This is a genomic window from Lacticaseibacillus yichunensis (assembly GCF_003946405.1).
Lineage (GTDB): Bacteria > Bacillota > Bacilli > Lactobacillales > Lactobacillaceae > Lacticaseibacillus > Lacticaseibacillus yichunensis.
The window spans coordinates 32,553-57,212 of record NZ_RHOG01000013.1; the positions used below are offsets into that span (position 1 = coordinate 32,553).

The 24,660-nt window shown below is 56.5% G+C and carries 20 protein-coding genes; 18 read left to right on the top strand and 2 right to left on the bottom strand.

The features are described from left to right. The first annotated feature begins 156 nt into the window (after positions 1-156). From der to EKM95_RS05600, 3 genes are all read left to right on the top strand, one after another. The gene (gene der, locus EKM95_RS05590) at positions 157-1,467 is read left to right on the top strand and encodes a ribosome biogenesis GTPase Der (protein WP_125696864.1); all 1,311 of its coding nucleotides are present in this window, start codon (positions 157-159) and stop codon (positions 1,465-1,467) included. Positions 1,468-1,696: 229 nt separating this feature from the next. Beyond that, positions 1,697-1,972: an HU family DNA-binding protein gene (locus tag EKM95_RS05595; protein ID WP_125696865.1), complete on the top strand. Its 276-nt coding sequence runs from the start codon at positions 1,697-1,699 to the stop codon at positions 1,970-1,972. A 518-nt stretch (positions 1,973-2,490) separates the two neighbouring features. Next, positions 2,491-3,759: a tetratricopeptide repeat protein gene (locus EKM95_RS05600; protein WP_125696866.1), complete on the top strand. Its 1,269-nt coding sequence runs from the start codon at positions 2,491-2,493 to the stop codon at positions 3,757-3,759. Positions 3,760-3,980: 221 nt separating this feature from the next. Here EKM95_RS05600 and EKM95_RS05605 read toward each other — a convergent pair whose 3' ends face one another. Then, positions 3,981-4,859, bottom strand: coding sequence for a YitT family protein (locus EKM95_RS05605; protein WP_125696867.1), 879 nt, complete (start codon positions 4,857-4,859; stop codon positions 3,981-3,983). Positions 4,860-4,958: 99 nt separating this feature from the next. On the opposite strand from EKM95_RS05605, the gene EKM95_RS05610 reads away from it, so the two are divergent. From EKM95_RS05610 to EKM95_RS05630, 5 genes are all read left to right on the top strand, one after another. After that, positions 4,959-6,137: a CCA tRNA nucleotidyltransferase gene (locus EKM95_RS05610; RefSeq protein ID WP_125696868.1), complete on the top strand. Its 1,179-nt coding sequence runs from the start codon at positions 4,959-4,961 to the stop codon at positions 6,135-6,137. 66 nt (positions 6,138-6,203) lie between these two features. Further along, on the top strand, positions 6,204-6,665 hold the full coding sequence (locus tag EKM95_RS05615) for a hypothetical protein (RefSeq protein ID WP_125696869.1): 462 nt from the start codon (positions 6,204-6,206) through the stop codon (positions 6,663-6,665). A gap of 878 nt (positions 6,666-7,543) precedes the next feature. Then, positions 7,544-9,436 (top strand): ABC-F family ATP-binding cassette domain-containing protein, encoded by a 1,893-nt coding sequence (locus EKM95_RS05620; RefSeq protein ID WP_125696870.1) that lies wholly within the window; start codon positions 7,544-7,546, stop codon positions 9,434-9,436. A gap of 18 nt (positions 9,437-9,454) precedes the next feature. After that, entirely contained in the window at positions 9,455-10,408 is a 954-nt protein-coding gene (locus EKM95_RS05625) for a thymidylate synthase (RefSeq protein WP_125696871.1), read from the top strand. Between the two features lie 61 nt (positions 10,409-10,469). Next, complete coding sequence (locus tag EKM95_RS05630; protein WP_125696872.1) at positions 10,470-10,961, top strand: dihydrofolate reductase; 492 nt, start codon at positions 10,470-10,472, stop codon at positions 10,959-10,961. A 225-nt stretch (positions 10,962-11,186) separates the two neighbouring features. Here EKM95_RS05630 and trhA read toward each other — a convergent pair whose 3' ends face one another. Further along, a complete protein-coding gene (gene trhA, locus EKM95_RS05635) occupies positions 11,187-11,825 on the bottom strand; it encodes a PAQR family membrane homeostasis protein TrhA (RefSeq protein WP_125696883.1) in 639 nt (212 codons plus the stop codon). 253 nt (positions 11,826-12,078) lie between these two features. Between trhA and EKM95_RS05640 the strand changes: the two genes are divergently transcribed. From EKM95_RS05640 to EKM95_RS05685, 10 genes are all read left to right on the top strand, one after another. Further along, positions 12,079-12,921 (top strand): DegV family protein, encoded by an 843-nt coding sequence (locus EKM95_RS05640; RefSeq protein WP_125696873.1) that lies wholly within the window; start codon positions 12,079-12,081, stop codon positions 12,919-12,921. A gap of 215 nt (positions 12,922-13,136) precedes the next feature. Further along, positions 13,137-13,985: an SGNH/GDSL hydrolase family protein gene (locus tag EKM95_RS05645; RefSeq protein WP_225423187.1), complete on the top strand. Its 849-nt coding sequence runs from the start codon at positions 13,137-13,139 to the stop codon at positions 13,983-13,985. Positions 13,986-13,993: 8 nt separating this feature from the next. Beyond that, on the top strand, positions 13,994-14,695 hold the full coding sequence (locus EKM95_RS05650; RefSeq protein WP_125696874.1) for a YpmS family protein: 702 nt from the start codon (positions 13,994-13,996) through the stop codon (positions 14,693-14,695). 102 nt (positions 14,696-14,797) lie between these two features. After that, positions 14,798-15,316, top strand: coding sequence for a peptide-methionine (S)-S-oxide reductase MsrA (gene msrA, locus EKM95_RS05655; protein ID WP_125696875.1), 519 nt, complete (start codon positions 14,798-14,800; stop codon positions 15,314-15,316). Continuing rightward, positions 15,316-15,552 (top strand): YozE family protein, encoded by a 237-nt coding sequence (locus EKM95_RS05660; RefSeq protein ID WP_125696876.1) that lies wholly within the window; start codon positions 15,316-15,318, stop codon positions 15,550-15,552. Before msrA ends, EKM95_RS05660 begins: the two co-directional genes overlap by 1 nt. Beyond that, entirely contained in the window at positions 15,552-16,994 is a 1,443-nt protein-coding gene (locus tag EKM95_RS05665) for a S41 family peptidase (RefSeq protein ID WP_125696877.1), read from the top strand. The genes EKM95_RS05660 and EKM95_RS05665 overlap by 1 nt, the downstream gene beginning before the upstream one ends. Positions 16,995-17,608: 614 nt before the next feature. Further along, positions 17,609-19,180 carry a hypothetical protein gene (locus EKM95_RS05670; protein WP_125696878.1) on the top strand — a complete coding sequence of 524 codons (1,572 nt, stop codon included), beginning with the start codon at positions 17,609-17,611 and terminating at the stop codon, positions 19,178-19,180. A 4-nt stretch (positions 19,181-19,184) separates the two neighbouring features. Beyond that, positions 19,185-20,198, top strand: a complete 1,014-nt coding sequence (locus EKM95_RS05675) for a hypothetical protein (RefSeq protein WP_125696879.1) — start codon at positions 19,185-19,187, stop codon at positions 20,196-20,198. After that, positions 20,191-23,319: an SbcC/MukB-like Walker B domain-containing protein gene (locus EKM95_RS11790; protein WP_225423188.1), complete on the top strand. Its 3,129-nt coding sequence runs from the start codon at positions 20,191-20,193 to the stop codon at positions 23,317-23,319. The genes EKM95_RS05675 and EKM95_RS11790 overlap by 8 nt, the downstream gene beginning before the upstream one ends. Then, the gene (locus tag EKM95_RS05685; protein WP_125696880.1) at positions 23,312-24,118 is read left to right on the top strand and encodes a DUF2399 domain-containing protein; all 807 of its coding nucleotides are present in this window, start codon (positions 23,312-23,314) and stop codon (positions 24,116-24,118) included. Before EKM95_RS11790 ends, EKM95_RS05685 begins: the two co-directional genes overlap by 8 nt. Positions 24,119-24,660: the final 542 nt, after the last annotated feature.

Consider the following 24,660-nt stretch of genomic DNA (forward strand, 5'->3'; position numbering starts at 1 on the left):
GTACAACAAAGACCGGGACAAACCAAAAACGGTTTGCGCCCGGTTTTTTTGAGGGTAACGGTCGGGACTACGGGCAACAGGCAAGCGCAAACCGACTTGCCTAGTCCTCGTGTTTTGCCCGACGCCCTCGGAACCAACTCAAAGGAAGTGAACCCTATGGCATTACCAACACTTGCAATCGTCGGCCGGCCCAATGTCGGCAAATCGACGATCTTTAACCGCATCCTCGGTGAACGTGTCTCCATCGTGGAGGATGCCCCTGGCGTGACGCGTGACCGGATCTATGGCCGCGCCCAGTGGCTTGGCAAAGATTTCGCCGTGATCGATACAGGCGGGATCGACATGGGCGATGAACCCCTACTTTCCCAGATCACCCAACAGGCAGAGATCGCCATCGAAGAAGCAGACGTGATCGTCTTTTTGACCAGCATCGAAGGTGGCGTCACCGATGCCGATGAGAAGGTGGCTCAGATTCTTTACCGCGCCGATAAACCGGTCGTACTTGCCGTCAATAAAGTCGACAACCCGGAGCGCCGCCAGGACATTTATGATTTTTATTCCCTTGGCTTTGGTGAACCCTATCCACTGTCCGGAGCACATGGCATCGGGCTGGGGGACCTGCTCGACGCCGTGTTTGCCGCATTCCCGGCAGAAGGCACAGGCGATGAGGATGACCGCATCAAGTTCTCCTTGATTGGTCGGCCCAATGTCGGCAAATCCTCTCTTGTCAACGCGATTCTCGGTGAAGAGCGCGTGATCGTATCCAACATCGAAGGCACCACCCGCGACGCGATCGACACCAAGTTCACGGACAACGGGCAGGATTTTGCGATGATCGACACCGCGGGCATTCGCAAACGCGGCAAGGTCTATGAAAATACTGAAAAGTATGCCGTCATGCGTGCGCTACGTGCGATCGACCGCTCCGACGTTGTCCTGGTGATCTTGAACGCCGAGGAAGGCATCCGCGAGCAGGATAAAAAGGTCGCGGGGTACGCCCATGAGGCTGGTCGCGGCATCATTATCGTCGTCAATAAATGGGACACCATTAAGGACAAAGATAATCACACGATGCAGGAGTTTGAGGCGCACATTCGGGACGAATTCCAGTACCTGGATTACGCGCCGATCATCTTCGTGTCAGCGCTCACAAAGCAGCGCCTGCGCAACTTACCGGCGATGATCGCAACGGTTTCTGAAAATCAAAATCGCCGGATTCAAAGCTCTGTGCTCAACGACGTGCTGATGGATGCCCTGACCGTGACCCCAACGCCGACGGTCAATGGGAAGCGTCTCAGAATCTATTACATGACCCAAGTGGCGGTCAAACCGCCGACATTTGTGGTTTTCGTCAACGATCCGGACATGTTGCACTTCTCGTATGAGCGTTTTCTCATAAATCAGTTGCGCCAAACCTTCGATTTCTCCGGCACACCGATCCACTTGATCGCGCGAAGTCGCAAGTGACGGGGCTTTGAGGCATTTGTCTCAAAATCGTCGCTTTCAAAGGAATATTTTCAATCAATAACAAAAATACTTTTCTAAATACGAAAAATCCTTGCTACAACGGGCTTTCTGTGCTATCTTTAACGATGAAATGGTGATACCGCTTTATCATTGTTTCCTCATTCTTGAGAAACTCAGGGTGGGTATATTTAGATGGTCCGCCATCTAAATCAACGGAGGTGAAATGACTATGGCAAACAAAGCAGAATTGATCGAAAACGTTGCTACCACGACGGGCTTGACCAAGAAGGACGCAACCGCTGCAGTCGATGCAGTATTCGGTTCCATCCAGGCTTCCTTGGCTAAGGGCGATAAGGTACAACTGATCGGCTTCGGCAACTTCGAAGTCCGCGAACGCGCAGCCCGCAAAGGCCGCAACCCGCAAACCGGTGCTGAGATCGAGATCCCAGCATCCAAAGTACCTGCATTCAAGCCTGGCAAGGCACTCAAGGACGCTGTGAAGTAGTCTCCTTGAAGCAATGATAGGTTTACTTAGACCGAGTCCTCACGGGGACCCGGTTTTTATTTGCTCGAAAAAAAAGCAAGCGAGTCGGGGGCGTGTAGACAAATCGCTTAGATAAGAGATACTTTGCGTCTGAAGACGGCTGGAGCTATGTTAGAGCCTGGATACAATGCGATTCGTTGGTGTTGACCTAGGATTATTTCTCGCTGTCGTTACCCATTTGTAATCAGGCAGTACTGACTGACGAAAACTGTAGTGCTGGATGTAGGGTGGGCTCCGGCCAGAAACGGCTCAGCCCCCTCGTCGTTGTTAGCGGCTGTGCCGCTTACAACGAAAGTGAGCTTTAAGACCGCGACCTTTGCGGGCTTAAAGTCACTTGTCCGCTCTACTTCGGTCGCCAGCCGATTTCTGGCCGGAGCCCACCCGGGCGTGACATCTTACCTAGACAGCGTCGTTGCAGAACACAATTGTCGACAGCGCCGCAAGAGACGGGTAAACTAGTTTGAGCGGAGGTGCAGACGATGAGTTATTCAGAACAAATGCTTGACGCGCTCGAAAGCGGCGACATGGCCAAGGCGCGTGACGATTTTCAACAAGTCTTGGCACATGACGATGATGAGACAAAATATAATCTAGCCGGCGAACTCTATGCGCTTGGCTTCACCGGCCAGGCGCAGCGACTCTATGAAGAGCTGCTCGGCAAATACCCGGACGAAGACGACATCCGTACCTCGCTGGCGGATATCGCCACATCTAATGGCGACGCGGATAAGGCGCTGAAATACCTGAGCGAGATCTCGCCCGACAGCGACGCCTATGTGCAGTCGTTGATCGCGGCTGCCGATGTCTATCAGACCCAGGGGCTTTATGAGGTCAGTGAACAGAAACTCCTGACGGCGGCGCGTTTGGCACCCGATGAGCCGATCATCACGTTTGCGCTGGGCGAGTTGTATTTTGCCTGGGGGAAAGATGAACAGGCGAATGCGGCTTATTCTCAGCTGATCAGTGAAGGCGAGGAAACGATCGCCGGCGTCGACATTCTCGCGCGCCAAGCGTCGACGCTGGCGAATCTCGGCCAATACGAGGAGGCCATCGACGCATATGAGGCTGTCGCGGAAGGTGCGCTGACCATTGACGACCGATTTTCCCTGGGGAGCCTGTATCTTCAGCTTCAAGAATATGGGAAGGCGGCGAAAATTCTGCAGGATGTGATCGACGCCGACAGCAGTTATGCTAATGCCTATCTGCCGCTGGCCCAGGCGTTGCGGCAGGATCAACGTGAAGACGCGGCGTTGACCGTTGTGCAAAATGGGGTGGCGGTGGATGATACCAATCCGCAACTCTACCTCCTTGGGGCGCAGCTGGCCTTGCGTGCGGCGGATACGGACCTTGCGAAACGCTATTTGCAACATGCCCGCCAGATCGATCCCGAGGACCAGACGATCATGCTGGCCTGGAGCAATCTGCTTCTTCAGACCGGCGAGGATCAGGCCAACATTGATTTCTTGTCGGCAATCGACAACAGCGGCGACATCGACCCGCAGATCTATTGGAACCTGGCGAAGAGCTATGATCGCCTCGATCAGGTGGAAAAGGCGCGCGAGAATTATCTCCTGGCGTTTCGACCATTCCAAGATCAGCCGGACTTCTTGCACGACCTGATCGATTTCTTCCAATCGACTGGAGCCACCGCCGAACTCAAGGCCGCTTTGACGCGTTACCTCGCGCTGGTGCCGGATGATGATGACATGCAGGCCCGGTTGGATGAGCTCAACGACGAAGCCGACTGACAGCCATTTTTCGCCGAACCAAATGACAGCCATTTTTCACCGAACCGAGTTGGGCTTCGCCGAGCAGGGGTGGCACATGTAGTCGTCCCGGTCGCCCGATGGCCAAGTGCGCCATCAACCGCCCGGGCCGAACTACCTGCCCACCCCTAAACGCTCGCCTGCGCACCCTGAATCAAAAAACGATCCGTGCGCGGTAGCGTCGGGTCGTTTTTGCGTCTATTTTATAAATGAAAAAGTTTGCGTGGTTTGCGTTTATACGTGAAGCCTTCGCCCAGCGCCTCGTGCACGTCGATGATGGTGACGAACGCCTGGTCATCGAACCGGTCGATGATCCGTTTGACCGCCGCGATCTCAGTTTGCGCGACCACCGCGTAAACAACGTGCTTTGGGTCATGGGCAAAGCCGCCTTCCGCATTCAAGAAGGTGACGCCGCGTTCAAGCTCGGCCATGATCGCAGAGGCAATGGGCTGCGCCTGATCCGACACGACCAGCACGCCCTTTGCCGCGTAGGTCCCTTCCTGCACAAAGTCCACGATGCGGGAAAACACGTAAGAGGCGACCAATGTGTACATCATCAATTCCAAGTTGAGGTAGGACAAGCTGGCTGTTAAGACCACCACGTCGAAAAATAGGAGCGAGCGGCCCATCGGAATGCCGGTCTGTTTTTCCAAAATGCGGGCGATCACATCCGAGCCGCCGGTGGTGCCGCCGCGGCGGTAAATGAGGCCGCTGCCGATGCCGCCGAACAGCCCGGCCAAGATCGCGGCGATGAACAGGTCGTGATGAATGTTGAGGGCGACTGGGACGCGCTGCCAAAGCCAAAGCCAAAAGGACAACATGACCGTGCCGTAGATGGTATACGCAAGCGCCTTTTTCCCGAGGAAGCGGTAGCCGACCAAGATCAATGGAATATTCAAGACGATGGTCGAATACGCCGGATCGATGTGCAACCAATAGCGGATGATCAGCGTGATCCCTGTAATGCCGCCTTCCGCCAGGTGATTAGCGATATTGACCGTCACCAACCCAAATCCATACAGCGCACAACCCAGCGCGATCAATAAAAGATCCAGCGCTTCCTGTTTTTTGATCCAGCGCATGCACCCACCTCCAATTCCCTTCATCATACCAGAATTGCCGGCATTCTTGGAACAAATGGGCTGGATTTGCTATGATAGACCAGAAAGCGGGGAAGAAGTATGCAGATCGATCTGAGACATCCTGATTTTTACAACGCGCTGCCTCTGTTGCGGCAGATCGAGGCCGCGGGGTTTGAGGCCTATTTTGTCGGCGGAAGCGTCCGCGATGCGCTACTCGGCTTGCCGATTCACGATGTCGACATTGCCAGCTCGGCGTATCCCGAGGAGATCAAGCAGATTTTCCGCAAAACAGTGGATACTGGCATTCAACATGGCACGGTGATGGTCCTCGATCATGGAACCGGCTACGAGGTGACCACGTTCCGCACCGAATCGACGTACCAGGATTTTCGCCGGCCGGATCACGTGACCTTTGTGCGCTCGCTGGAAGAGGACCTCAAGCGCCGCGACTTTACGGTCAATGCGCTGGCGGTCAAACAAGACGGCACCGTGGTCGACCTTTTTGGCGGGCTGGAAGATCTTCAGGCGCGGCGCTTGGTCGCAGTCGGCAACGCCCATGACCGCTTCCATGAAGACGCCTTGCGCATGATGCGCGCCGTGCGCTTTGAAAGCCAACTCGATTTTGCCATCGAGGCGCAGACCGAAGCGGCCATCGCCGAAAATGCGCCGCTCTTGGAAAAAATCTCCATCGAGCGCATCGCCAGCGAGTTCACCCGTCTCTTGCTGGGCATCGCGCGCAAAGCCGGGGTAACGACATTTCTTGAGACCGGCCTGTTCAAGTACGTGCCGAACCTGGCGAACGAGGCGGCAGACCTGCGTCATTTTGCGGGCCTGCCGGAAGCCCAGCTGCCGGATGCCGAAAGCGCGTGGACTTTGCTGGCGACCTGCCTGCAAGTCGATGCGGGCAAACTCTTGCGCGACCTGAAACAGGCCAATGCGCTGATCAACCACGTCCAGCATGCCAGCGCATTAGTGGGGGCACTGCCGGATGCCAGTCCGCTTCAACTCTTTGACGCCGGCCCCGAAGCCGTTGCGACCGCCGCGGTGGTGCAGCCGTACCGCCACCCCGATTTTGATGCGGACGGGCTGCTGGCGCGCTACCAGGCCCTGCCGATTCACAGCGCCAAGGACCTGGCGATCAGTGGCCAAGACCTGATCAAGGCAGGCATGACCCCGGGCCCGCTTTTGGGCAAAACGTTGCGGCACCTGACGGAACAAGTCGTGGCCGGGCGCCTCGAAAACGAGGCGACTATTCTTTTACACGCAGCGTTTGCGTAGATGTCCGAAAGCCCTTCTGAGTGTGGTAAGATAGCAATGTAAGCACATTCAGAAAGGATGAGGACAATGGCTGAAGAGCACGTGTTCCAGCAATTAGTTTTCCATTTTCGCAATGGCGACGAGTGGACGATCTCGCACAAGGAGTTGGCCGACATCTGGATCAGCCGGGTGACGACGAGCTACGGCCGCATCAACGGCGGCAACATTCAAGAGATCCATCCATGTAAGAGTTTCAAAGTTGAGATTCTGCCGGAAGCCGACCACGTCAAATCGACCGACATCAACACAGGTTCCCTGGAGCTGGGCATGTTCGGCCGCGCCACGAAGTATCAGGACATCGAGAAAATGGATCTGATCTTCGATGAAGAGGAGACCAAGCAGATTCAGATCTACTTCCCATTCAAGCAAAAAGACCCAAGTGGCCTCGACAATGCCTATCAAAGCAGCAAAGTGTCCCAGCACAACGGCCACCTGTACATCGTGATCGATGCCGAGCGCACCGTCGATGATGATTACCCAGAGATCTAATACCAGACGCCATTTACCTTCAAGGTAGGTGGCGCTTTTCTGTGTAAAAACAACGGCGTTTTCCCCCGCATTCGACGTGTTTCTTCTATTATAAAGACACCCGTTCCCACAGTGGAAAAATGAAACGGTCGTTCTGGTTAAAAATAGTAGTCAGAAAAATAACGACGTGGTAAAATGCTCTCAGGTAATTTACCAGCCCGCAGCGATGCGAGCGGCGCCGGCTTCGACCGCCTGTGATGTCTGCAGCATCCCAGCCGCGTATCGTCGAGACCGGCGTCCTGGGGGCTTTATTTTCTCAGCCGTTCGTTTTTCCGTGTGAGTACAAAATGGTCAGTTCGGGTCCGGGGGGGCTCTCCGGACTGATCATTTTTTGTAGGAAGGAAGGGACACCCTAAATGAAGGTGGTGCTCTGGGAGAAGGTGCTAGAGAAGGCTCGGATGCTTCAACAATCGTCGAAAATTTGTGAAGGTGAAAAAGCGGAGTGACTGGGGCTTGAAGTGATGACTGCTAACAGACTGATCTGCTGGGTAGAGTCAGATAACTCGAAGCTTCACGTGCGAGGAGTTAGGGTTGTTGAAGGCTGGATGTGAGGGGGGCTCCGGCCAGAAGCGGCTCGCTTCGCATGTCTTGGCGTAAGGCATAAATGCCTAACGCCAAGAGCACCCCCTCTCTCGTCGGTGTTAGCGGCTCGGCCGCTTACACCGAAAACGAGCTTTGAGACCGCGCATTTCCGCGGGCTCAAAGTCGTTTGGGAGCGTTCCAGCCGATTTCTGGCCGGAGCCCACCCGGGCGTTTTCTCCAATCCACCCAGTTGAACCCCCGGTTGCGCCACTTGATTTCATGGTACACTAGAACCAGTATCAGGAAACGAGGGCATTATGCAGACATTGACCGCGACTGGCGTCAGCAAATCCTATGGCGCAAAAAAATTATTCAGTGACCTAGACTTTTTGATCGAGGAAGGCGAACGCATCGGCCTCATCGGCGTTAACGGCACAGGCAAAACGACCTTGCTCAACGGCCTGTCCGGCGTCGACCCATTCGACAGCGGGTCCGTGACCACGCCAAAAAATTACCGCATCGCCTATCTGGCCCAGCACCCAGCCTTGGCGCCGGACCAGCAGATCATGGACGCGGTGTATGGCGGGACTGCGCCTGTTTTTGCGGCGATTCGCCGCTATGAACAAGCGCTGGCAGCCTATACCGCTGCACCGACCGACGCCGCGCGACAGGATGCCTTCAGCAAAGCCGATGCCCAAATGACGCAACTGGACGCCTGGCAGGTGGAAGTCGACATCAAGACGATCTTGACCCAGCTGCACATCACCGACCTCACCCAAACCATTGGCTCGCTCTCCGGTGGCCAACAGAAGCGCGTGGGCCTTGCGCAAGTCTTGATCGAAGCGCCGGACCTGCTGCTGCTGGATGAGCCGACCAACCATTTGGACTTCGACTCCATCGCCTGGCTGGAGCAGTACCTCGCCAAGTACAAGGGCGCGCTGATGATCGTGACCCATGACCGCTATTTTCTGGACCACGTCACCAACAATATCTGGGAGCTCGACCGCGGCCGGCTTTTCCGGTACACGGGCAACTATGAGGCCTATGTCGAGAAAAAAGCGGACCAGGATGCCCGCGATGACGCCGCTGCGCACAAACAGGCTCAGCTGTATCAACAAGAGTTGGCCTGGATGCACGCCGGCGCCCAGGCTCGCTCGACCAAGCAAAATGCCCGCATTGCCCGGTTCGAGCAGCTCTCCGATGACATCAAAGAGCGCCCCAGCGCACTGGGCACCGTTTCGATGCAGGTGGCTGGCACCCGACTTGGCAAAAAAGTGATCGAGTTTGCCCATGCGGATCTGGATCTCGGCGACCATGTGTTGCTCCGTGATTTTTCCTGGTTGGTTCAGCCCGGCCAGCGCATCGGCATCACCGGTATCAATGGCGCCGGCAAATCCAGCATGCTCAACGTCATCGCCGGCAAGCTGCCCCTGGATGGCGGCACCCTCAGCATCGGCGAAACCGTCCAGCTCGGTTACTACACGCAGCTCGCTCAGGAGTTGCCCAACGATAAGCGGGTGATCAATTACCTGCAAGACGCGGGCTCGGAGCTCGTGACGGCCAGCGGGGAGCGCATCGCGGTGGTTCAGCTGCTGGAACAGTTCCTGTTTCCACGCAGCATGCATGGTGAGCTGATCGGCAATCTTTCCGGTGGGGAAAAACGCCGGCTGTTTTTGCTCAATATCTTGATGCACAAGCCCAACGTCCTGCTTTTAGATGAGCCGACCAACGACCTGGATGTGGCCACCTTGACCGTGCTGGAAGATTATCTCGATCAATTTCCGGGCACCGTCATCACCGTGTCCCATGACCGCTATTTTCTCGACAAGACAGCGGACCGCCTCCTGATCTTTGAGGGCAACGGCCAGATCGACCGCTACGTTGGCGAATTTTCCACTTATCTGGAAAAACAGGCGGAAGCGGCGGCGACCATTGCCGCGCCGGCCAAGGCCAAGCCTGCCCCGAGCGCGCCTGCCGCGCCGAAAGTGAAGACGAAGCTGACCTATGCCGAGAAGATCGAGCACGATGAGCTGCAGGAAAAAATGGATGCGCTGGATGATCAGATCACGGCGCTCAAACAGGAAATGGCCGGGGTGCCGGGCAGCGATTATGTCCGCCTCGGCGATCTGCAGCATCAGATCGATGCAGCTAACGAGACACTCGATGCGATGTTTGACCGCTTCGCCGCACTTGATGAATACGAGAACTGATTTTTAGGAGGGATCCCCATGGCGCTTGAACAACCTTATCTGGATCTGTGTCGCCAGATTCTTGACCACGGCGACTTCAAAGAGGACCGCACCGGCACCGGCACGCTGAGCCAATTCGGCGCGCAGCTGCGTTTTGATCTGAGCGAAGGCTTTCCGCTTTTGACGACGAAAAAAGTCGCGTTTGGCCTGATCAAAAGTGAGCTCCTTTGGTTTTTGTATGGCGACACCAACATCCGCTTTTTGCTGCAACACAAGAACCACATCTGGGATGAATGGGCGTTTAAAAAATGGGTGACGGATAACAGTTACGATGGGCCAGACATGACCGATTTTGGCCGCCGCCACCTGAGCGACCCGGCGTTCAACGAGGCCTACCAGGCGCAAAAAGCCAAATTCGACGACCTGATCTTGACCGATGATGCGTTCGCGGCCAAATTCGGCGACCTCGGCAATGTTTATGGCAGTCAGTGGCGGGCCTGGCGCACCAGCACCGGCGAGACCATCGACCAGCTCGGGGACGTGGTCGAGCAGATCAAAGTAAATCCGCATTCGCGGCGCCTGATCGTGTCGGCGTGGAATCCGGAAGATGTGCCGACAATGGCCCTGCCGCCGTGCCACACGCTGTATCAGTTTTACGTCAATGACGGGAGGCTTTCGCTCCAGCTGTACCAGCGCTCGGCGGACATGTTTTTGGGCGTGCCATTCAACATCGCGTCGTATGCGTTGCTGTTGAGTTTGGTCGCGCAAGTCTGCGGTCTCAAGCCGGGCGTGTTCGTGCACACATTTGGCGACGCGCATATTTATAAAAATCATGTCGCGCAGATCGAAGAACAGCTCAGCCGCACCCCGCGCCAAGCGCCGACCTTGCAGCTGAACCCGGCAATCACGCGCCTCGAGGATTTTACGATGGCGGATATCAAGGTCGTTGGCTACGATCCGTATCCTGCGATCAAGGCGCCAGTCGCGGTGTGAGTCGTCTGCACACAATTTTTCCAAGCCGCGCGGTATACTGAACGAAAAAGGGGGAATCGCAATGATCGCATTTGTTTGGGCACAGGACCACACCGGTTTGATCGGCGAAGATGGCCACTTGCCATGGCATTTAAAGGACGACCTCGAATTTTTCCATCAGGTGACAAAGGGGCAGTTGGTCGTGATGGGCCGGCGCACGTATGAAGGCCTGCCCAAGCGGCCACTGCCTGAGCGCACCAATATCATCCTGACGCGTGACGCCGACTATTCGGCGCCAGGCGCGGTGGTGCTTCACTCGCGCGCGGATGTTCTGGTCTATGCCAGCACGCACCCGGAGCTGAATTTGATGATCGTCGGTGGCGCGCAGATCTTCACGCTTTTCAAAGACGATGTCGACACGCTGCTAGTGACCCGCATCGCCGGGACCTTCACGGGGGATGTGCGCATGCCGCCGCTGGACTGGGCGCAGTTTGAGCTGAATTCCAGCCGCCATGTCGCCAACGCGGATCCTGCCTTGGCACACGATTTTGAACGGTGGAATCGGAAACACTGATCGATATTGCTGGATGCGAATGAAGCGGCCTCCGTATTTTGGGGGCCGCTTTTTTGGTGGAAAATAGTTGGTAAACGCAGGGGGCACAGCTGTCGTGATCGAGGCGAGCGAAAGCCTGATGCCACCGCATCGCACACATCAAGCATAAAAACGGCCAGCAACAAAATCGTCGCTGGCCATTTTGAATTCAGATAATTTATCGTGGCCCTGATCCGTGCACCACCCTCAAACAAATAGGTAGATCGACGCGTACATGCACGCCGAGCCGATCATGACGAACAGGTGCCAGATCACATGGATGTAAGGAATTTGGCGCTGCGAGTAAACGACCGCGCCGACTGTATAAGCGACGCCGCCTGCGACCAGCAGCCAAAAGCCCCATGGCCCCATGTGCGCCCACAGCGGCTGCATGCCGATCAAGCACATCCAGCCAAGAATCACATAGATCGCAGTCTCAAAGCCTTTTAATTTACCGAGGAAAAAGCATTTGTAAAGGATGCCAGCCAGGCACAACGCCCAGATCGCGATCAAGAGGCCAATGCCAAGGCCCCCGCCGATCGCGACTAAACAATAGGGGAGATAGGACCCGGCAATCAGGATGAAAACGCCGCTGTGGTCCATCACCTGCAGGATGTGGCGCGCCTTGGTGAAGTAGAACCCGTGAAAGGCGGTCGAGGCGGCGTACAGCGTGATCAGCGCCAGGCCAAAGCCCAGAAAACTGATGATGCGAAGCGGATCACTGCCAGCCTTTGCGACCAGCGCGACGGTGCCGACGATCGACATGCCCAGCGCCGTCGCGTGCGTCGTGGCTGACATCATCTGATCATTGAATGTGTAATATTGCGAATGCGATTTCAGCTTCATCTGCATCTTCCTGCCTCCATTGACCGTGTTTCTGTTTTGCAAGTTCATGATACCACGAAGATGACACGCAGACAATTGCATCTAGTCTTTAAAACTATATTAAGCTGTCATGTTATTACAACGTGGAAACGTCAGCTAGCTTCACAAGAATTACATCTGGTTTTTAAAACGACATCATTTGATACTGACAAAGAGAACCGATTTTGCTATACTGTTGTTAAGCTATTTAACCGGAAAGAAAGCGTGGTACTGTATGGCTAAAATCAAACTTGTGACCGATTCGTCCATTCAATTGACGCCAGAGGAGATCGAGACCTGGGACATTACCGTGGTGCCGCTGACCATCATGATCGACAGCACCGTTTACGTGGATGGGGAGACCATCACGCGCGATGAGTTCATGGACAAAATGGCGGCGGCTTCTGCCTTGCCGAAGACCTCGCAACCACCGATCGGCACCTTCCTTGATGTTTACGATAAGCTGACCGAAGACGGCAGTGAAGTGCTGTCCGTTCACATGCTCGAAGCCATTTCGGGCACGGTCAATTCCGCACGCCAGGCAGCTGAGATCTGCAAGGGCAATGTCACCGTGATCGATTCCACGTTCACGGACCGCGCGCTGGCCTTTCAGGTGTTGGCCGCTGCCCGCTTGATCAAAGATGGCAAGACGATGCCGGACATCCTCAAGGCGATGGCCACCATTCGCGATCACACCACGCTGGTCCTTGGCGTGTCGACCCTCGACAACCTGGTCAAGGGCGGCCGCATCAGCCGCGTGTCGGGGATGTTGTCCTCACTGCTCAACATCAAGGTCATCCTACAGGTCGCAGACGGGGAGCTCAACGCCTTGCAAAAGGGCCGCGGGACCAAAACGCTGGTGAAGTTCGTCGATAGCGTTGCCGACAAGCTCAAGACAATGACCGATGTGAAGGCAATCGGCGTTTCCTATGCTGGCGGGAAGTCAATGGCCGAGGAGATCGCGGCCAAGCTCCGCGCGGCAGTGCCGTATGTCGAAACAATGCTTCGGCCAACGGATCCAGTGATCGCCACCCATACCGGCGATGGCGCCTTTGCGATCATGTATTACGTGGGCTGATCCGCGAAAAATAGTCTGGGACAAGAGACAATTTTGTTCCGGACTATTTTTATGCGAAAAATCCGGCCACGGCGCGGCCTCAGTGGCACACGCATGGCCGGCCGCTTCTGCCAATTTTTCGCACAAAAGGGATAAATCTCGCTTGCAGCCTGCCCACCGACCCGCCAGTTGCGTTACACTAAGTAGATATATTAATAGGAAGGAAGTCTGCCATCTTGAACTGGCGAAAACCACTGAAAGAAGTCGCGGTGCTTGTCGTTGCCGCATTGGTCGCGGCGGTCGCGCTACAGTTGACCTGGCCCGGGGCGAAAACGGAAACACTGCACGGCCAAGTTGGCAGCGTCAAAGAAATGCGGGTGGCCGCGGTCGGCGACTCTCTGACATACGGGGTCGGGGATGCGACCGGATCCGGCGGGTATGTGGCCTTGCTGAAGGCCGACCTGGCCAGCGCCGGCGATTACGACGTGAGCACCACCAATTACGGCCACAGCGGCGACACCTCCAGTCAGATCATGAAGCGCGTGGTCGAGCAAAAAAAGCTCCGCGCTGATATGAAAAAGGCCAACATCATCACCGTCACGGTGGGTGGCAACGACCTAATGCATGTGTTGCAGAATCATTTTTTTGATATTACCAGCAAGGATATCGCGACCGGCAACACCGCGTTTCAAAAACGGCTGGCGAAGCTGCTCACGGAACTGCGCAGCTTGAACGCCGCTGCACCGATCTATGTATTCGGAATCTACAATCCGTTTTATGTCTATTTTCCGCAGATCACCGCGATGGAAGACAGCGTGAAGTCATGGAATAAATCGACCCAGCAGACGATCGATGGCTTCAAGAAAATTCATTATGTCGACATCGATAGCGTCCTGTCCGATGGCGGCACCCAAGACACCACCAAGTCCGCCAAGTCGAGTCTGGAAAAAGCCGCGGAAGGCGACGATGATGCCAACCCGCTGATCTTTGACCAAGATCATTTTCACCCGAATAACGCGGGCTATGCGGCCATGACCAAGCAGCTGTGGACCGTGATGCAGGACACCGCAAAGGAATGGGAGTAACAGTGACAATGGAAGAAACACGTCAAACGCGCAAGCAAAATAAATCGCAGGCCGCAAAGCAAGCTAAGAAGCAAAACGCTACGCAGCCCGCGGGCACCGGCGCTGGCAAACCGACCCGGCGTCCGGGGGGCTGGTGGAAATGGCTGGCGCTCGTGCTGATCGGCCTGATTCTGGGAAGCGCGATCTGGTTCACCGTGCGGGTCGCCGCGCCATATGAAACGCCGACCAGCCAGACCACCACGGCGAAAACGGCGACTGAAAGTGAGCCGGCCTTCACCGTTGACCTGACCAAACGCCAAGTCAACTCGATCATCAGCTACTATCTGAAGGATTATCTGAAATCCAGCACGATCAAATATACATTGACGGTGGGGGACCACGCCGTTTTGGCCGGTAACTTCAAATTTTTCGGGGCGACCGTGAAATTCTCCCTGCTGTTCGATCCGCTGGTCAAAGCCAACGGGGACGTCGAGCTCAAGGCCCGCCAGCTCAATGTCGGTTCGCTGTCTGTGCCGGTGGAATACGTGCTGGGTTATGTCGGCCGCACGTATAAATTGCCGAAATGGGTCAGCCTGAATAACAAGAAGGAAACGGTCGTGCTAGAATTGAGTAAATTCGAAATGGCCAGTGGCATGAAGATCAAAGCCAACAAGCTGGATCTGACGCATGACGCGATCGAATTTGCCGTGTACCTGCCGGCGAAAAAGTAACCGGGTCTCGGGTCTTCGCGCTCGCCAATGTGGCCGGTCACCGATGAGGCCCAAGCCCGGTCGTCACGCGCCCCCACATGTCCATACTGAGGAGAGAGAAAAATGTCTGAAACTGCGATTTTTGCCGGTGGTTGCTTCTGGTGCATGGTCGAGCCCTTCGAGAGCCAGCCAGGCATCCTCAATGTGTTGTCCGGATACACAGGCGGGCATGTGGCCGATCCGACCTATGAACAAGTGAAAAGTCACACCACCGGCCACACCGAAGCGGTCAAGATCACCTTTGACCCGGCCGTTATCAGCTACGCGCAACTGGTCGAAGTCTACTGGGAGCAAACTGACCCCACCGATGCGATGGGCCAGTTCCAAGACCGCGGCGACAACTATCGCCCGGTGATCTTTGTGCAAAATTCGGCTCAGCGTGCCATTGCCGAGGCGTCCAAAGAAGCCTTGGTCGCAAGTGGCCGTTTCACCGACCCGATCGTCACCACGATCGAGGACGCCAAACCATTTTATCCGGCTGAGGACTATCACCAGGAATTCTACCGTCACAATCCGCGGCGCTATGCGGCAGAGCATGCCCAGCGCCAGTCGTTCATCGATGCGAACTGGAAGGAGAACTAATGCGCCAGACTTTTTATCAATACCTGATGACCAAACGCAATCCCAATGACCATGGGGAAGTCGCGAATTTTGCCCAGAACGCCTTTTTGGACCAGGCCTTTCCCAAGCAGGCGACGGATTTCGAGGAGCTTTCCTCATATTTGGAGTACAACGGCAATTACCTGCCGAGCATGGATATTTTTGACTCCGTTTGGCACGACTATCTCTCAGACGAACATGAATTAGGAGGCCGCTGATGGCTGATAAGAAAAAACATCGTAGTATCCAGATTCCGGCGTGGCTCCTTGGCGTCGGCCTGGCAGGTGGCCTCGCAGCCGGTGGCGTCATCGGGTACGCCGTTGCCCCAGTCACCCAGCAGCAGGCCGCGACTGTCGTGACCGGCGTGCCAAAAGAGCTCCAGTCGGTCGTCACCACCTACGCGACCATTCAGGCCAGCTATTATAAAAATGTCAAAGGCTCGACCCTGGCAAATGGCGCGATCTCCGGCATGCTCAGCAGTCTCAATGATCCATGGTCCGAGCTGCTAGTCACAGACGACAAGGCCGACCTCGATTCGACCCTGTCCGCAACCTTTGGCGGCATCGGTGCGACGATTCAGGACACCGGCAAGCAGCTTTTGATCGAAAGCATCATGCCGGACACCCCCGCGAAGAAAGCGGATCTGCAAGTCGGTGACCAGCTGATGGCTGTCGATGGCACTTCGGTCGTGGGCAAGTCGTCCAGCGAAGCCGTGGCGAAAATTCGCGGCAAGGTCGGCACCAAAGTCAAGGTGACCATTAAGCGCCACAACAAGCTCATGACCATCGAAATGACGCGTGCGAAGATCACCACCGACACCGTGGCCTCTGCGCTCAGTCCCGAGAACAAAAAAGTCGGCGTCATCACCATCGCCACCTTCTCCGAACCGACCGCCAACCAATTTGAGGAGGCCGTGAAGAAGCTGCGCAAGGAAGGCGCGACATCCTTTGTCATCGACCTGCGCGGCAATCCGGGCGGTGAACTGACGGCGGCCCTGTCGATTGCCTCGATGTGCCTGAAGGACGGCAAGACCATCGTCCAGATTCAGCAGCGCGAAGGGGACCCAGAGATCGATAAGGCCAGTGAAAAACTGGATGGCGGCTTCAAAGTCACCGAACCACTCGCTGTTTTGATCGATGGCAACTCCGCCTCGGCCTCCGAGATTCTGTCGGCGGCCCTCAACGAATCCGCCGGCGTCCCGCTGATCGGCCAGCAAAGCTACGGCAAGGGCCTCGTGCAAAATGTCGCCTCACTCAGCAAATCCGCTGAGATCAAGTTGACCATTGCCAAATGGCTGACGCCGGATGGCAACTGGATCAACAAAAAAGGCCTGACCCCGACCAAGAAAGTGGCGTACCCGGCCTACGCCACCATCAACGCGATCAGCGCGACCTCGCTGAAACCAGAAGACGAAAGCTCGGACGTGCGCAACATGCAGCAGATCCTCACCGCGCTCGGCTACTTCAAAGGCACCACTAACGGCTTCTACGGCCCAACCACCGAATCAGTGGTCAAAGCCTTCCAGAAAGCGGAAGGCCTGACCCAGACCGGCCTCGCGGATCAAAAGACCATCACCCAACTGATGGGCCGCCTCTCCGCCAAATTCCAAACCGACGACCCTATGATGAAGGCCGCCGTCGAAATGGCAGGAAAAGAATAGCGGAAGGTTGCAAAAAGTCGGACGTTCGGCAATGCGATTTGACTGGAAGCTAAATTTAAAAATTGTTCTCAAGAAGATCTGGCTGCGGCCGGATCTTTTTTGTTGGGAAGCGAAAGGCCGGGCGCTACGCTGGGTGCGCGGATAATTGATTTGATTGTGTTGGAAGAGGACCGCAGCGATTGTTATGCCATAATCTGGAGACATCTTTGAGATAGTATGGAAAGTGCAGGTGTATATCGGCAAACAGGAATTGAGGCGTTGGGTAGCCAAATGATCGATTATCTCATCAAAGAATCAAACTGAGGGCTGGCCCCGACCAGAAATGGCTCGCTTCGCCTGTCTTGGCGTAAGGCATAAATGCCTAACGCCAAGAGCAAGCCCCCTCGTCGGTGTTAGCGGCGTGCCGCTTACACCGAAAGCAAGCTTTGAGACCGCGGTCTAAGCGGGCTCAAAGTTGCTTGGGAGCGTTCCAGCTAATTTCTGGTCGGGGACAGCCCGCCATCTTCCGCAAACCTTTTTGAGCCCGAATAGTCGCAAACAATTTGCCGTTCATCCTGCAATCTCCGCGCAGATTGCGTATGATACTACATAGAAACAAACAGGAGGAATCCACATTGGCGCATGCACTTTCAGATCAACTCTACGCCCTGGTCAACGCCATGGCGCTTGGCCGCAGCTCCAAACATCCGCTGGCCGGCTGGCAGGTCTTGGCGATTCTGTATCACGACGGCGCCAGCGCAGAGGAAGCCATCACGTTGCGGTATTTGCTGCGCACCTACAACAACGAGTATCGCCAGCCAGACGAAGAAGTGATCTCGCTTGACGGCTTGCGCGGCATTCTGACCGTCTTGATCGATGAGGTCCAGCTGGTGGAATCGACCTCGCGGATGATTCGCAAACGGCTGGCCAATGGGCGGTTTCGTATCAGTCAAACCGCGGTCTACCGCATCACCAGCGCCGGCATCGCCTTTTTGACCGCGATGCAGCGAGTCATCGATGCGGAAACCACCGTCGTTGCGTCGACCAAGCGCATCGACGAGTTCGTGGCTGATGTGCATTTGATGCGCGATCGCGTGCAGTGGGAGACCAGCATCGAGGCGTTTTACACCCGGTTTGGCACCATGATGGAGGCCTATCATGACGTGATGAACGGGATGCGCAAGCTCGACATCGACCTGCGCGAGATCGCGACGGACCTGTCCTTCAATCATGCGGGCGACGTCGCCAAACACCTGCAGGCCATGCTCCACGAACAGGCGGTGCCGGCTTATCAAAAATTGCAACAGTTGGCCCCAGCAATTGTGCGCATGGGGCGCGACGAGGCGCTGGTGGCGGCCTTGGCAATCAGTTCAAAAGGCCTTGGCAGCATCGATGTGCACGACGCGACCAGTGACGACGAGGCAAAACTCGTTGCGCGCCGTGAGCTGGAATCTGCGATTCGCCGCCAGCTGCAGGGCATGGCCCAGAGTTTTGAAGGCACCACGACGGCCATTCAAAGCAGCATGGATTCGATCTACTTGTTGTTCAATACCCTGTGGGAAATGATCAAATTGCTGACGGCCGAATACGACCACGTCCAGCGTCAGACCGTCGATATCAAGACCCTGACCACTTCGATCGACGCGCTGCTGGCGAAAAGTGCCCACCTCGTGATGCCAGAACAGCTGCCCCGTCATCTGCCGCTGGATCGTTTGACTGAGGACCAGAAAAACGCAATCGCGATCTTGCCACCGAGTGAACAGGCGGCCGCCACGGCGGAAATGGCGACGGCCCTGCGCACGGATCTGCTGGAGGCAGGGGCGATGCCGGCAGTTCGGCGTGCGCTTCAAGACGCCGAGGTGAAGACCTACACCGAGGCGGACAACCCGCAATTGGTCGATGATGAAGATCTTGCATCGGGCATCGAAGCGGGCCAGGCGGAATTCCGGCGGCTCGTGATGGTCGATGATGCGCACGGTGAAGTCAACCGGCCAGTGTTTTTCCAGACCAAGTGGGCACGGGACCAGACCGTCTTTTTATACAGCGCGACGAATTATGCGGACCCGCTCGCGTTTGCGGTGGATGGCCGCCAGCTGACCGAGGCGACGCAACTTACCGAAAGCGGCCCGGTCCAGCTTCAAGTGGCCGGCGAAGCCTTTGCCGTCGAGTTGCCACATGGCTTCCAGTTCACATTTGAAAAGGGGTGAGCACATGCCTGGCTTACGGAACACGGAAAAAACGATCATCAACCAACTCTTTGATCAGGAGATGTTTACCAGCACGCCCGCCGACCATGAGACCGCGGCGGCCAAAAATGCGCGCGAGGCCTACAAGCGCCCCGAGACCCAGCGGCGCATCAATTATTTTCTGCGCGATCTGATCGGGACGACGCCACTGAACTTTCAAGACGACCTCCTGCTTTTGACGGGGCCGGGGCGGCTTTCGCAATTTGAGGTGCAGGTCCTACTGGCGACGCTCAAGGCGGTGGTCAATTCGCTTGAGATGCAGGATGTCACCGGCGATGGCGTGGTGGACTGTCTTGCCATCGTCACCACCGTGCAGAGCCAGCTGCCCGAACACACGGCGCGCGAGGTCAGAAAATGCATCGATGATCTGTTTGTCACGCGGTTTCCATTGTTTGTGCCGGATCGCCCGGAAATGGATGCGGGCGAGGCAGAAACGGAGATCGAGGAATACTGGGATGTCTCGCCCGACTTTCTGGCCGAGGCCCAAAACCTGGTGCTGTTTTTGCAGGCGCAAGAGGAGCCGGCCCCAGTCACGGCGAGTCAGCGCGTGAATCTGTTTTTGCTGAAGCACACATATCTGGCGGCTGCCGCTCAGCCCGAGTTGTGGCAGACGCTGCTCGCCAATAAAATTCAGATCGAAGCGCAGTGGCGTCAGCTGGATCGATTTTACCTGGAGATCGGCGATGATTACGCGCTGCTCTTAGACGCGAGCCGGACGCCATTGCGCTCGCGGCCTTATTTTATTGCGGCGAAGGTGGCGCAGACGCTGGGGCAGGGGCTACCCGATGCGGCGCTGAATGGGCGGATTCGGTCGATCGGCAAGCAGCTGTATCCGCATGCTGAGGTCGCCGCGATTCTGGTGCGCCAGGCACTAACGGAGAACGCGTTTGCCTATCAACGCGACGATTTTTGGCTGGCGACCCCTTTAGCCGGCCGGTTGAAATTGGTCTTAGACGAGCAGGAGGACTTCGATGACTGAAACGGCAACTGATTTTTTGCACCCTTGGGATTTTCACCTGCGCGACTTTGGCCAATACGTGAAGCTGGATTTTGCCGCTTCGGAGACCGGTAACGTCACGCTGCTGGGTGAAAACGCGGTCGGGAAGACGACACTTGCGAACGCCTTTTTCCCCGTGCTGGTGGATGGCTCGATCGCCACGCCGTCTTTTAATTCGGCGAAAGACACTGACAGCGTGGGCCGTAGCGACACCCCGCACAGTACGGCGCGCGATAAGCGGACGTTCAACTCGATGCTGCTGGGCTGGGGCAAAGGCGCCCAGCAGATTCGCACCGGGTACGCGTACATGCGGCTGCGGTCCAGCCAGCGCGTGGTGACGCTGGGCATCGGCGCGCACCGGCAGGCGGACGGGCGCCGCGGTCAGACGTGGTGGTTCATCTTGATTCAGGATGATCCAAACGCGCCGCTGACCCTGGTGACGACCGATACAGCCGGTCGGGGCCTGGACCGCGATGCATTTGCAATCGAGAACATGGCGTTTGGCGATGAGTTGAAGGTCTTCAAGGACTGGGAGGCCTACCGCAGTTTTTCGGCGCGCGAGGTCTATGGCTTTGAGTCCGGCGAGGCGCTGGGCCGGCTGGCAAACGCGTACCGCTTGCTGGCGTCGCCGATCTTGACGGGTGGCAATGCCCGGTTTGCCCCGATTCCAAATGCGTTGCGCGAGGCCCAAGAGCCGATCGATTTTGACCAGATTATTCGCCCGCTTGCTGAAAGCCATCGCGATCTCAACCAGATGCATGCGATGCGCGCGCGGATGGCCGACGCCAAGCAGCGCCTGGTGAAAATGCGCGAGGATCTGTTTTGGGGCAACCTGAACGCGCTCAAGTCACCGACCCTCAGCAATTATGCGAAGGCCATCAATCAGCGCGACCAAGCGACAAGCGCCATGGGTCATGCCCAGGCGGAGATCGAGGCGTTGACCACGCAGCTTGAATTGGTCAACGCGCAAGTCGCGCAGCAAAAATCCCAGGTGGAGGCCCTGCGTGACGCACTCGCCGCGCAGAAGCAGATCGCCCGCTCGCGTCACGAAAAACAGCAATTGATCGCGCGCCTGCGCCAATCTTTGACCGAACTGGAAACACGGCAGGCGCAGATCAGCGAGCTGAATCAGGCAATTGACGAGCTGAAGGCCCAACGCGCCGAAATGGCCACCCAGCGCCAGACCATCGAGGCAGGTCCGCTTGCCGAATTGACTGCCAAGCTCCACGCGGCCTCGGCTGGCCAACACGACCTGACCGATGCGTTGGCGCAAACAGATCGCGCGGCATTGGCGACGGCGTTTTCCGCCTATCTGGCACGCTATCGGCTGGCGGTGAGTGACGCGCAACACCTCGAGCAGACTCTTTCTCAAACCACCAAAGACGTTGGCCTGGTCCAGGGGATGCAAGGGGCGATGGGGCTGGCGATCGACAAGCGCGCCGTCGGGTTTGCCAGTCGCGCCAAGGACGGGCTGCATCAAGACAACAACGAGATCCACGAACGCGGCGTGGCCGAAATGAACCAGGACGCGGCAACCATCATCGAGGCGCAAAGGACGCTGCATGATCAACATCCCGATCTCAAAGCGATGCTTGCTGACTCGAACCGGCTGACGATGTTGGATACCCAGGCGCAAGACTTGCACGCGTTGCTGGATCAACTCGCCGCCCTGACGCGCCAAGACACGCAACTGGCCAATCAGCTGACCGCCAAACAGTCCAGCCTGGAAACGTTGACCAAGAATCCACCCGCCGAAACAGAGAAGGACATCCAGACTCAACTTGAGGTAGCCGAGGCGGAATTGGCCGCGCTGGTCCTGGATGAAACCTTGCCCGGCCAGTTTGCCGCGGCACAACAAGCGCTCGATCAGACGCAGGCCCAACAAGCTGATTTTCAGAATCGGCGCACCCGCGCGCAAAGCGAACTCGATTTTCAGACAAAAGCGCTGGCCGAGGCCAAAGACGCGCTGACGGCCTTGACCGAAACGCTCAATGCGGCTATCAAGGTGCTGGCCGATTTTTCCCCGGCGGACCTGGCGATCGCGGATATTCCGGGCTTGCTTGAGGTCGCGCACCGGTTCAAGAAGCGCATCGACACCAATCGCAGTCAGGACCTGCCGCTGAAAATTCGTACCGCCATCGATGGTACGAATAAGCAAGGCCATGACGAGGAGACCGCGCTCGACACGCTGTTTGAGTTGCGCGGGTATCAGGACCTGGCGACGCGCCTTCATCGAGAGACCGTGGTGTACCAGGGCGTTCTGATCACCATGCCGATCGACCTGGTGAAAACGATTCAGCTTTTGACGGACGACTTGGCCGGCATCGATGAGGCGCTGGCGCAACTGACCACCGGCAATGAAATGGCCTTTGAAAATTATTTGAATGCGGCTATCACAAGCGTCAATCATCAATATGAAGATGTTCAAACTTATAACCAGATGTTGGAGGAAGTGCAGACCGCAGACGGCATTCGCCTGATGATCTCGCTTGTTCCCCAGCTCGGCTCGGCCAGCGAGGCAATCAAGGAAGTTCAAGGCGCCGAAAATGCCGACTTGCCGCAACTGCGAAAATTCGTACGGACGCTGATCGACAACTTGGTGCACGACACGACGATTGGTAGCGGCGATGAGGCGGCCTATTTTGCCAAAGCCAACGAATTGCTGGACACACGCTACTGGTCGCGGTTTCAGGTCGAGATCTTCCGCAAAGACAGCGACACGCCGGAGCTCGTGGATGATGCCTTCGTGCAATCGGGCGGCTCCGGCGCGGAAAAGGCGCAGGCGATGGTCTTGCCACTGCTTTTGGTGCCGAAGATTCGCCTGGCCCGCGCCAGCAAACCTGATGCCCCGCATCTCGTGATGTTTGACGAATTCGCCGACAAGCTGGATCCGGAAACGGCGCGTGTTTTCACGAAAACGATCGCGCGGTTTGGTTTCAACTTCATCGCCACGATGCCAACCGGCGGACAAAACAAGATTCTCGCAGACGGTGTGACCAACGTGGCCTATGAGGTGTTGTCATCGCCCCATAAGCGCAAAAACGAGTTCCATCCCAATCAACTGCTGAAGGTCGCAACATGGAAGGGGCGTCAGGATGACTGATTATCGGGCGGCGTATGAAGCCGCAACAGGCCATCCAGTCCCGCCCGAAGCAGCCGGGTTGGACGCGCTTTTTGCCAAGATCAGTGCCGGCGAGCCGCTTCCGCCGCGGGGTCAGCAGGCGGTCGATGCCGGCCTGACTGCGCATTCGCTGAACGACGCAAAAGAGGCGCCGGCCGTTTTCCACTATTATCAGTGGGTGCTCGCGCATTATTTTGCGGATGGCCAACTCAACGAACTGTCGGCGAAACTGATCGGCATGGCTTTCACGGCAGCGAATATTTTCCAGACTGAACTGCCCCAGCCGTTGACGCTCAATCCTTGGCAGATCGCGGCAATGGCGAATTATCCGCTGGCGACGACCAAGGCCGTGGTCGTGGAAAATAATGGGGTGTTTGTGTTGTTGCACACGCTGCACCCCACCTGGCCGCTGATCGATCAGGGCGGGAATGATTTTCAAAAGGCGTATGTGGGCCTGATGCAACAATTGGTCGCGCGGGGCTTGCGTTTGGCGTATCTCGGCGACTTAGACAGCGAAGGCATTCGCATCGCCGACACCTTGCTGGGCGCGTTGCCGCGTGATGCGGCGCCCGATTTTCTCAGCCTGCAGACGCCGCAGCGGGTCCTGCAGTGGATCACGGATCGCGGCCGGGTAGATGCCGGGCGGACCGGGGACCGACGCATCAGCGATTCGACTTTGCAAACGGAGCTGGCGACGATTCGGTTTAGCGGAAAATTTGTGGAGCAGGAACAGTTGCTGAGTGAGTATGAGGTACTGATTGGGGACTGGCTGAAGGAGTGAATGGGGCAGATGAGTCAGCTCAATTGTTGCGTACTCTCGGTATGCGGATATTGAGATTCTTTGTTGAAAGATGATAATCGGCGTCCCCGGGGTATGCGCGTGTCGATTGCCCATGGAATGCGTGGAAAAGTAATGTGATGGGGTCACGCCCAAGTTGGGGCGTGCGGGAAATTGTGATGGCGTCACACTGATGTGGAGGTTGTTCAGACGGAATCCCGGAAGCCGCGGTCTCTGAGATCGGAAATATCGAAGACCTGCCCCGGATGAAGCAAATGGGCAGTCTCAGGGATCGCAAAATTCTGACCGTTTTCTTCTTTAGACTCATGCGCGAAAATTTGTCACTTTTAATCCAGATAGGCAGCATCCGCGGTCCCGTGGTCCTCACTGCCTCAAGAAAACGCAATCTCAGAGATCACAAACTTGTCTAAATCGGCCCATCACATCAAGAGCCGCAATCTCGGAGATGGGCGTGCGGACATTTTTTTGGACCGCCGTTTTGCTAAAGTGCACAACGACGGTGTTCGTTCAGGTTTTTACCTCCC

Bases quoted from the DNA above. Each gene is read 5' to 3' on its own strand.
- der (WP_125696864.1), top strand. From the start codon at position 157: ATGGCATTACCAACACTTGCAATCGTCGGCCGGCCCAATGTCGGCAAA.
- EKM95_RS05595 (WP_125696865.1), top strand. From the start codon at position 1,697: ATGGCAAACAAAGCAGAATTGATCGAAAACGTTGCTACCACGACGGGC.
- EKM95_RS05600 (WP_125696866.1), top strand. From the start codon at position 2,491: ATGAGTTATTCAGAACAAATGCTTGACGCGCTCGAAAGCGGCGACATG.
- EKM95_RS05605 (WP_125696867.1), bottom strand. From the start codon at position 4,859: ATGCGCTGGATCAAAAAACAGGAAGCGCTGGATCTTTTATTGATCGCG.
- EKM95_RS05610 (WP_125696868.1), top strand. From the start codon at position 4,959: ATGCAGATCGATCTGAGACATCCTGATTTTTACAACGCGCTGCCTCTG.
- EKM95_RS05615 (WP_125696869.1), top strand. From the start codon at position 6,204: ATGGCTGAAGAGCACGTGTTCCAGCAATTAGTTTTCCATTTTCGCAAT.
- EKM95_RS05620 (WP_125696870.1), top strand. From the start codon at position 7,544: ATGCAGACATTGACCGCGACTGGCGTCAGCAAATCCTATGGCGCAAAA.
- EKM95_RS05625 (WP_125696871.1), top strand. From the start codon at position 9,455: ATGGCGCTTGAACAACCTTATCTGGATCTGTGTCGCCAGATTCTTGAC.
- EKM95_RS05630 (WP_125696872.1), top strand. From the start codon at position 10,470: ATGATCGCATTTGTTTGGGCACAGGACCACACCGGTTTGATCGGCGAA.
- trhA (WP_125696883.1), bottom strand. From the start codon at position 11,825: ATGAAGCTGAAATCGCATTCGCAATATTACACATTCAATGATCAGATG.
- EKM95_RS05640 (WP_125696873.1), top strand. From the start codon at position 12,079: ATGGCTAAAATCAAACTTGTGACCGATTCGTCCATTCAATTGACGCCA.
- EKM95_RS05650 (WP_125696874.1), top strand. From the start codon at position 13,994: ATGGAAGAAACACGTCAAACGCGCAAGCAAAATAAATCGCAGGCCGCA.
- msrA (WP_125696875.1), top strand. From the start codon at position 14,798: ATGTCTGAAACTGCGATTTTTGCCGGTGGTTGCTTCTGGTGCATGGTC.
- EKM95_RS05660 (WP_125696876.1), top strand. From the start codon at position 15,316: ATGCGCCAGACTTTTTATCAATACCTGATGACCAAACGCAATCCCAAT.
- EKM95_RS05665 (WP_125696877.1), top strand. From the start codon at position 15,552: ATGGCTGATAAGAAAAAACATCGTAGTATCCAGATTCCGGCGTGGCTC.
- EKM95_RS05675 (WP_125696879.1), top strand. From the start codon at position 19,185: ATGCCTGGCTTACGGAACACGGAAAAAACGATCATCAACCAACTCTTT.
- EKM95_RS11790 (WP_225423188.1), top strand. From the start codon at position 20,191: ATGACTGAAACGGCAACTGATTTTTTGCACCCTTGGGATTTTCACCTG.
- EKM95_RS05685 (WP_125696880.1), top strand. From the start codon at position 23,312: ATGACTGATTATCGGGCGGCGTATGAAGCCGCAACAGGCCATCCAGTC.